The 6,678-nt window shown below is 65.8% G+C and carries 6 protein-coding genes, 1 pseudogene and 1 CRISPR repeat array; of the genes and pseudogenes, 6 read left to right on the top strand and 1 reads right to left on the bottom strand.

Annotated elements, in window-relative coordinates; genetic code table 11:
- The 5 genes and pseudogenes from DP939_RS45010 to DP939_RS45000 all read left to right on the top strand — a co-directional run.
- Positions 1 to 182, top strand: a 182-nt coding sequence (locus DP939_RS45010; RefSeq protein WP_158578623.1) for an ATP-binding protein, incomplete at its 5' end; no start/stop codon positions are given.
- 85 nt (positions 183 to 267) lie between these two features.
- Positions 268 to 722: direct repeats of the CRISPR family, unit length 28 nt; unit sequence GTGCTCCCCGCACGCGCGGGGGTGGTCC.
- Between the two features lie 541 nt (positions 723 to 1,263).
- Positions 1,264 to 2,259, top strand: a complete 996-nt coding sequence (locus DP939_RS45005; RefSeq protein ID WP_113986953.1) for an FG-GAP repeat domain-containing protein — start codon at positions 1,264 to 1,266, stop codon at positions 2,257 to 2,259.
- A gap of 406 nt (positions 2,260 to 2,665) precedes the next feature.
- A complete protein-coding gene (locus DP939_RS45885) occupies positions 2,666 to 2,851 on the top strand; it encodes a MazG-like family protein (protein ID WP_147268435.1) in 186 nt (61 codons plus the stop codon).
- Between the two features lie 472 nt (positions 2,852 to 3,323).
- Positions 3,324 to 3,602, top strand: a pseudogene (locus DP939_RS48565) (transposase); the annotation flags it as partial.
- A gap of 36 nt (positions 3,603 to 3,638) precedes the next feature.
- Positions 3,639 to 4,301 (top strand): GNAT family N-acetyltransferase, encoded by a 663-nt coding sequence (locus tag DP939_RS45000; RefSeq protein WP_225878959.1) that lies wholly within the window; start codon positions 3,639 to 3,641, stop codon positions 4,299 to 4,301.
- Between the two features lie 63 nt (positions 4,302 to 4,364).
- On the opposite strand, the gene DP939_RS44995 is transcribed toward DP939_RS45000, so the two are convergent.
- The gene (locus DP939_RS44995; RefSeq protein WP_147268434.1) at positions 4,365 to 5,687 is read right to left on the bottom strand and encodes a helix-turn-helix domain-containing protein; all 1,323 of its coding nucleotides are present in this window, start codon (positions 5,685 to 5,687) and stop codon (positions 4,365 to 4,367) included.
- A 219-nt stretch (positions 5,688 to 5,906) separates the two neighbouring features.
- Between DP939_RS44995 and DP939_RS44990 the strand changes: the two genes are divergently transcribed.
- Complete coding sequence (locus DP939_RS44990) at positions 5,907 to 6,194, top strand: hypothetical protein (protein ID WP_113986950.1); 288 nt, start codon at positions 5,907 to 5,909, stop codon at positions 6,192 to 6,194.
- Positions 6,195 to 6,678 lie beyond the last annotated feature (484 nt).

Below are 6,678 nucleotides of genomic sequence, written 5' to 3'. Positions count from 1 at the left end.
CGTTGGGAATCGGCTCGCACTGGCCCTTTGACCAGTGGGGACGCTTCCTGCCCGAGCACACCACCGCGGTCAGTCTGCTGGACCGGCTCCTGCACCACAGCATCGTGGTGGTCACCGAAGGTGAGTCCTTCCGGATGAAACAGGCACGAACCAGGACACCAGCACGCTTGATCAAGAAGTAGTCAACTACGAAGAGGTGGGGACTTCTACATGGCCACCAGCGGCGACACGCACTTGGCCGTTGACAAGACCCGCAGGTCAGCAAGTGTGCTCCCCACACGCGCGGGGGTGGTCCCATTTCTCGCATGTCATTCCTCACACGCGAAACGTGCTCCCCGCACGCGCGGGGGTGGTCCCATCAGCACGTCGCCCTTGGAGCCGAGAAGCTCGTGCTCCCCGCACGCGCGGGGGTGGTCCATGCCGGGAATTGCACTGTCGGCCGATCCCTTCGTGCTCCCCGCACGCGCGGGGGTGGTCCTGAGCGCTGCCACCGCCCGCGCCGACCTGGAGAGTGCTCCCCGCACGCGCGGGGGTGGTCCCGGCGTGCCATGCGCCAACGACCCATAACCCTCGTGCTCCCCGCACGCGCGGGGGTGGTCCGGAGAAACGGCACATACGGCGGGAGGTCAATCGGTGCTCCCCGCACGCGCGGGGGTGGTCCGGAGTGCGTCCCCGAGCTGATCGACGGCCAGTAGTGCTCCCCGCACGCGCAGGGATGGGCCGAGAGACGCGCTCGCCCTGGCGCCACTGCATCAGTGCTCCCGCACCTTGCTGACGCTCAGCCTGTTTTCCTAAAGGCCGGGCTCCGCCCGGCGCTGCCGTCACCAGCACACCGACACCCACCCCACCGGCTGGCAACCGAACCACCGCCCCCGGCCGCCACCCCCGCCTCCGGCGGACAGCACGCTTCGCGCGCAGGGACCGGGATCCGCCCGAAAGGCGATAACCCCGAGAACGCCATATGCGCAAGCTCATCAACATCGATCACAACCCAGCGTGCCGCTGCGGTGCCTTCCATCACCACCGAATATGAGACAGAGCCGTTAACCAGACAGACCCTGCGCGGCGGCATCCTGGCGATGGCAACGTGGATGCTCAGCACCGCCTCACCGCGCCCATGGGTATGACCGTTCGGCCATCGTCTTGTGGCGAAGGTCGGTGAATCGATCCGGGTGTCTGGATGCGGGGGTGGGCCCGTGTCATGGTTCGTGTGGCGGCCAGTCTGACCGTCGTAAGTTAGGAAACTAACTCGAGGGAGTTGTCGTGCGTCGATGGGTGCACGTGTTGACCGTGCTAGGTGCGGTCGCAGCGCTGTTACCGGGCGGGGGTGCGCTGGCCGCGGCCGGGCAGGCGATCACCCCCGGGGCCCGGACGGGCCAGGTTCAGCTCGACGGTCGCGCTGATGCGGTCGTGGTCAATGACGATCGGGTGACGGTGCGGCGCTCCAATGGTGTTCTGTTCACTGGTAACGAGTCGTGGACGACCAGCTCTTACTTCGGTACTCGCGGTACTTTCTTCGCCGATGTCACTGGGGATGGTCGCGCTGATGCGGTCGTGGTCAACGATGATCGGGTGACGGTGCGGCGCTCCAATGGTGTTCTGTTCACTGGTAACGAGTCGTGGACGACCAATTCCTACTTCGGTACTCGCGGTACTTTCTTCGCTGACGTCACTGGGGATGGTCGCGCTGATGCGGTCGTGGTCAATGACGATCGGGTGACGGTGCGGCGCTCCAATGGTGTTCTGTTCACTGGTAACGAGTCGTGGACGACCAATTCCTACTTCGGTACTCGCGGTACTTTCTTCGCCGATGTCACTGGGGATGGTCGCGCTGATGCGGTCGTGGTCAATGACGATCGGGTGACGGTGCGGCGCTCCAATGGTGTTCTGTTCACTGGTAACGAGTCGTGGACGACCAACTCTTACTTCGGTACTCGCGGTACTTTCTTCGCCGATGTCACTGGGGATGGTCGCGCTGATGCGGTCGTGGTCAACGATGATCGGGTGACGGTGCGGCGCTCCAATGGTGTTCTGTTCACTGGTAACGAGTCGTGGACGACCAACTCTTACTTCGGTACTCGCGGTACTTTCTTCGCCGATGTCACTGGGGATGGTCGCGCTGATGCGGTCGCGGTCAACGATGATCGGGTGACGGTGCGGCGCTCCAATGGTGTTCTGTTCACTGGTAACGAGTCGTGGACGACCAACTCTTACTTCGGTACTCGCGGTACTTTCTTCGCTGACGTCACCGGTGACTGATTGCCGCTTGCGTCTGTTCGGTCTCTGAAGTCGCGGGCCGGCGGGTTCTTCGGCCAGCGGCCGATGTCCACCGGCCCGCCCCGGGCCGGATTCATGGGTCTGGCCCGGAGCGGTGCCTGCGTGTCGCGTCCCTTGCCGACAGTTGGCGGCCGCAGTCGGCAGGTGATGCTCGGGCCGGGTTGGGCCGTGCGGCAGCCCGCTCGCCTCAGTGGTGCCCAGCAGCGCCTGGGCCAGCCCGCAGCGACCGCGTGCGGCCCGGTAGCGCAGCAGTGGGCCCGCGCTGCTTGGACTCTCCCTGCCCGCCCCGCGTCGGCAACGCCCCGGCGACTTGGGCACCGGGCGGATCGAATTCCACCAGTCCCCAGCCATGGCCGGTTAGCATCACGCGCGCCCCATCACCGACACCATGGGATGGTCAACCATGTGGGATCACCTCGCCCGCCTGCGCTCCAGCTTCCTGGCCGACATCGACGAACAGACCCTCATTCTGAAGATCGCCGAGGAGTTCGGTGAGGCCGTACAGGCGTACATCGGGATTACTGGCCAGAATCCGCGCAAGGGCGTGTACGGCACCCGTGAGGACGTACAGTAGGAACTCGCCGACGTGATCATCACGGCCGGAATCGCGATGATCGCCGTAGCTGAGGGCGATACCGAGAACGCCCGCGCGCACCTCGAAAAGCGTCTCAAGGTCGTAACCGAACGCGTCGGCGTATGAGGTGTGCTCACACTTCAGAACGCTTATCAAGCCACCCCGCACGATGCATCGCGTCCCCTCGTGAGTGCGGCCGAGCATGGCGGCGTCTCGAAGGCATGCTCCCTGCGCACGGGGGGGTGGTCCATGCACACGCGGGGATGATCCTGTCCCGCTGTACCTTGTACGCCGCCGCCTTGCGGCGCTCCCTGCCGGAGTCCGGGTTCGCCGTGATCATGTACGTGGCGGCGGCTGCCGTCTCGGGGGCGGGGTTGCACTGGGCCAACGAAACCGATCAGGGCGGAACGCCGGTTATCCGCGTGCGCTTTTCGGTGCGTGACCGCAAGGGCTGTCCCAGCCGGGACCGAAGGAGCGTGAAGCCCTGCAATGCGCACGGCAGCGACGCTATGCCCACAGGGCGGGCGTGGAGGGCACCATCGCCCAAGGCGTCAAAGGCTTCGGTCTGTACAGATCCCGCTACCGCGGGACAGCCTAGACCTACCTCCAGCACCTCCTCATCGCCGCGGCGACGAACCTCATCAGGTTCGATGCATGGCTCACCGGAACGCCGACGGCTCCAACCCACACTTCGCACTTCGCACTTCGCAGCCTTACGCCTCTGCGGCGTGACCGTATGGTCGGCGCGTAGACGAACCGCAGCGGTTCACTCTTACGGTGAGTGGTGGTGAATGCTGTCGTGAGGCGGATTCGATTGATCAAGCACTCCGAAATTCGTTGGACGTCTGGCGGACATTCTGGAAACATCCGCGCGGTGACAGATGAAGCCGATCGTCAGACGTCGTTCCCCACCAGCCCGAAGCGTGTGCGCTTTGTCGAGTTGTCGAGCGCCGCGATGTCCGCTCTGCTCGATGGGGATCTGCTCACAGCCAGCAATACGGCCGGGGTGGCTCTGACCGAGTACTTTGTGACAGACAGAGCGCGGTGGCTGTGGCGGCTTCGGATCGACCAGATGGCCGCCGATCCTGGTCACGCACCGTGGATGGTGCGGCAGGTGGCGACCGGGCCGGACGGCGTCGTCGTCGTCGGTCATGCCGGGTTTCACGGACCGCCCGATGAGGCGGGCATGGTAGAGATCGGCTACGCGGTTGCTCCCGAATTCCGTCGCCAGGGGTACGGCCGAGCCATCCTGATTGAGTTGCTGCGTCGGGCCGCGGCCGAACCGGCGGTCAAGACCGTACGGGCGACGATCAGTCCCGATAATGTGGCGTCCCTGGCCACGATCGCCGGCTTCGGCTTCGTCAAGGTCGGCGAACACTGGGACGAGGAGGACGGTCTCGGACTCATCTTTGAAGTCCCTGCCAAGCGCAGCTCGGCATACAGCTCCTAAAGTCTTTCCCTTTCGATCTACTTCGCCAACAGCGCCTTCGGAGACGGGCGGGGCTATTCCTTGTCAGAAGCCGCTCGTCAGCTCACGCAACTCACGCGCGGCGGGAGACTTGCGAGCGTCTTCGGGAAGAACTGCAAGCGTGATCCGTGCGGCTGAGAGTATCCGCGTGTCCCGACGCTCGACGGGCAGTCTGTCCACGATCCGCGATGCCTCCAACGCGCCCTGCTCAGGATCGGTCCGCGCCTGAAGGGCGGCCCGGTGGAGCGCGAGCTGCGTGAGTGTCCGGTGACCCGCAGGGAAGGCCGCGGTGGCGGCGTCCTGTGCGGACTCGGCCTGCTGCTTACGGCCAGCGAGGGTGTAGACGAGACTGAGGTCGAACCACATGCCCCGGCCTGCCCAGCCGGGGTCGACACCGGCCACCTGGGAGGGGAGTCGGCCGAACACGTCCGCCGCTTGCTGGATGGCCTCAACGGCCTCGGCGTGCCTGCCGAGCCGGGTCAGCCCCCACGCCTTGGAGCACATGGCCGCGACAAGCGGTGCGCTGGGCCGCTCTCCGGCAAGGCGTCGAGCCTCCTGCGTCAGGTCGAGCACGACGCTGAGATCGTCGGAGTCGTCGTGCCACCGGTACGCCGACTCCCAGGTCATCAGCCAGGCGGCAAGCAGGTTGTCACCTGACTTGCCGGCCAGGGTTCGTGTCGTGGCCCACCAGCGCCGGGCCTCTCGGCGGTTTCCGAGATCGAACCACTTGCCGGCGATCAGGGCGGAGTGCCTTGCCGCCGCATGGGCGAGGCCGCGGTGGACGCCTTCCGGTTGCCGCTGCTTCAGGTGTGGGGCCATGCCGGCGAAGTCCACGGCCAGGGCCGCGAGGATCACGGCCGGAGGCTCGACGAAAGCGCGGGTCATGTGAACGTCAGCGGCTTCTTCCCAGTCGTCGAGCATCGCTTGGGAGACGGTGGCCCCGGAAATGGCAGGAGCCGACTGCTGCCATGCGTCGGTGAGAGTGGCGAGAACTGGGGCGATGGCCGCGCCCACGGTCGCGGTAGCAGCGTCCCGCATGAGCCGCCGACGTTCCATGTCGTCATCTCCGTCCATTCGGGTCACTTCTTGCAGCGTACCCACGACCTTGTTGTTTGTACCAGTAATACCGATCCGGCTATGCAGAGCAATGAGCAGGCCTTTTGCCTGGTATGTCGCATCCAGTGAGGCCACCATGTCTGCTGGAACCGGGCTCTCTCCACGCTCCCACCGGCCGATATGGGTGAAATGTACCTTGAGCTCGTCGGCTACGGCACGCAAACCGATCTTGCGTACGTCCTCGCGCCACCGGCGCATCACTGCACCAAATAGTGCAGCATCCGTAGCAATTGGCTCGGAATCTCCGCTCATCGGCCCTCACCATCCGTAGCAAGGTTTCCGCTACGCGCCCGCTACGCCATTTCCGTAGGCATTGCAAGCGCTAGACCTCACTATGGCATCACCGCACGCCAGAGCCACAGAAAAAGCGGAACCCGCCGAGACGCTCGCAACGCTCGACGGGTCCTTGATCGCACAATGGAGGTGCGACCCGTGACCGATGATAGACCACCCGAAATACCCAAAACGGGCATGGTCGCATTCACCGCCCGAGATGACGGCCTTTTCGTCGTGTGGGAGGTGCAATCCGGCCGCGACGGCAAGAGCGGTGTGACCGACGACGAGGCCACCGCCGAGAAGGACATGTTGAGCGCGCTCGCCACCTTCCGGCACGGGCGCGGCCGGGTCCGGTACGCGCGCCTCGCCCCGGCTCCTCGCGCTGTCTACGACTACCGATACGGCACGACCCTCATCACCGCGCACCGGGTGAATGGCGTGACCGTCTCGCTCACGGGGGACGCGTGGGAGGACGCCCAGTGAACGGGTACGGCGGCGCGTCGCCGTACCGGACGGCGGGCCGGCGCGGGCCCGCCCGGCGCGGGCGGGACCGAGGTGATCTCCTCGCCCGCGCCGCTCCACAATCTGCGCGGCGGCCCTCTTCCCATCACCCGGGGCCGTGCCGCGCCGCACGGGGAGTTGGTAGCCCCCGTGCCCGCGCGGGCGGGCGCCCCACAGCCCGCCCGCGCACTCCACCGCGGGGTGTGCAGTGGACGACCTGTGCGCCGTGAAGCGCTTGCTGATCGAGTGGAGGTGAAAGACCTGCACCGCCGTCTTGTCGCAGCAAGACGGTTGAAGCTGAGGGCAGCCTGACCCGGGAGGTGCCGGGGAGGGTGGCAAGCGGCCCTGACAAAGCCGGGACGTGTCAGCACCGTCAGATGGAGCGGGTCCGGCAAGCGAGACGGAAAGGAGTACGCGAGGAACCGGCGTTTACGCCTCCTAACGTTGCACCGGCTCCAACCTGACG

Origin of the sequence: Spongiactinospora rosea (genome assembly GCF_003315795.1) — a bacterium.
In the GTDB taxonomy this organism is placed as follows: Bacteria; Actinomycetota; Actinomycetes; order Streptosporangiales; family Streptosporangiaceae; genus Spongiactinospora; species Spongiactinospora rosea.
Note: the sequence above shows the minus strand (reverse complement) of the source record. Positions and strands in the feature narration are given on the sequence as shown.

Coding starts and splice junctions, on each gene's coding strand:
- DP939_RS45885 (WP_147268435.1), top strand. CDS start 2,666: ATGGGATGGTCAACCATGTGGGATCACCTCGCCCGCCTGCGCTCCAGC.
- DP939_RS44995 (WP_147268434.1), bottom strand. CDS start 5,687: ATGAGCGGAGATTCCGAGCCAATTGCTACGGATGCTGCACTATTTGGT.
- DP939_RS44990 (WP_113986950.1), top strand. CDS start 5,907: ATGGTCGCATTCACCGCCCGAGATGACGGCCTTTTCGTCGTGTGGGAG.